Genomic DNA, 1,213 nt, shown 5'->3' with positions numbered 1-1,213 from the left:
GGCAACGACGTATCAAGGGTTGTGTTAGGTTCTATGTTTTTCGTCAAGCAGCGTTTGGCAGCAACTGTTTCGGGTTGAAGGTTTCTTGGCCCTTCCAAATGGCAAATGCCACCCGTAAAAGCTTGCGAGCCAGGATCACCATCGATTCTGTCGTGGAGAAGCCTTTGGCCCTGATGTAGGAGTACAAAGGCTTGAGCACTTTGCTGTGACTGGCCGCGAATGCGGCCAGGTACATCTGCCTGCGCAGCAGAGCCGGTCCTCGCTTGCTCAGGCGCCTTCGTCCTTTCTTGGTGCCTGAATCGTTAGCTCGCGGATCAAGTCCGCTATAAGCAACCAGTGCATCTGAGTTGGCAAAGTGCAAGCGGCTGAGCAACTCGGTGAGCAAAGCTCCCGTTTGTGGGCCAATGCCTGTGATGGTCTGCAGCCGCACACAGCCTTGTTGCATCACCTCGACCTTGGCAATCAAATCAATGACCTGCCTGTCCATCGCTGCAATCAAATCCTTGAATGACTGCATCAGTTGAGTCAAGTGATCTTCAGGCACAGGCGTATCTTTGAGCGTTTGCTTGATTGCAGCCTGATGGGCACTGACTTGTGCACGCCGGGTCAGCAGCGCATGTAACTGCTGCTGCTCTTTTGTGCCAGGTTGCCATGGATACAGGCTTTGGAAGTGCTCCTGCACGTAGCGTCGGATCACGACACAGTCGAGGGCATCGCTCTTGGCTCTTGCACCAAGAGCTTTGGCGTAGAAATACACGTCCCTTGCATTGAGCACATAGACCATTTGGCCCGCTTGCAAGGCAAGCTGCGCAAGTAACAGGTGATAGCGCCCGGTGGACTCCATGGCGATACAGCAATCTCTGGGCAGTTGGACTAGCCAGCGAGTGATATGCGTGACGTCATTGACTACGCTCAGAGGGGGCAAGTCATCGACGCTGATGACCAGTTCTGATTTGGAGACATCCACTCCAATGAAGCTTGTTTGCATAAAAGCACCTCCAACAAAGACAATGGTCCAGTCGGGGTGCTGCTCCACCTTGTGCGTTGGCTTGCCTTCAGATCGGCAGTCACGCAGCCTGAGGGCTGCGTGCTGCTCAGTTCCTTATCGACGCTATGAGGTGGGGTGGGATGGGTCTAACACGGTCGGTCTGCGCTAACAGCCGATAGCGGCTCTAGTCCCTCACCCCGACACCTGAAGCATACAAGCGGCTCT

The 1,213-nt window shown here is 54.6% G+C and carries 1 protein-coding gene; it reads right to left on the bottom strand.

Annotated elements, in window-relative coordinates:
* Positions 1 to 43: 43 nt before the first annotated feature.
* The gene (locus EDF71_RS24875) at positions 44 to 988 is read right to left on the bottom strand and encodes an IS110 family transposase (RefSeq protein WP_133859195.1); all 945 of its coding nucleotides are present in this window, start codon (positions 986 to 988) and stop codon (positions 44 to 46) included.
* Positions 989 to 1,213 lie beyond the last annotated feature (225 nt).

The organism is Comamonas sp. JUb58, from assembly GCF_004364775.1.
Classification (GTDB): domain Bacteria; phylum Pseudomonadota; class Gammaproteobacteria; order Burkholderiales; family Burkholderiaceae_C; genus Comamonas.
Note: the sequence above shows the minus strand (reverse complement) of the source record. Positions and strands in the feature narration are given on the sequence as shown.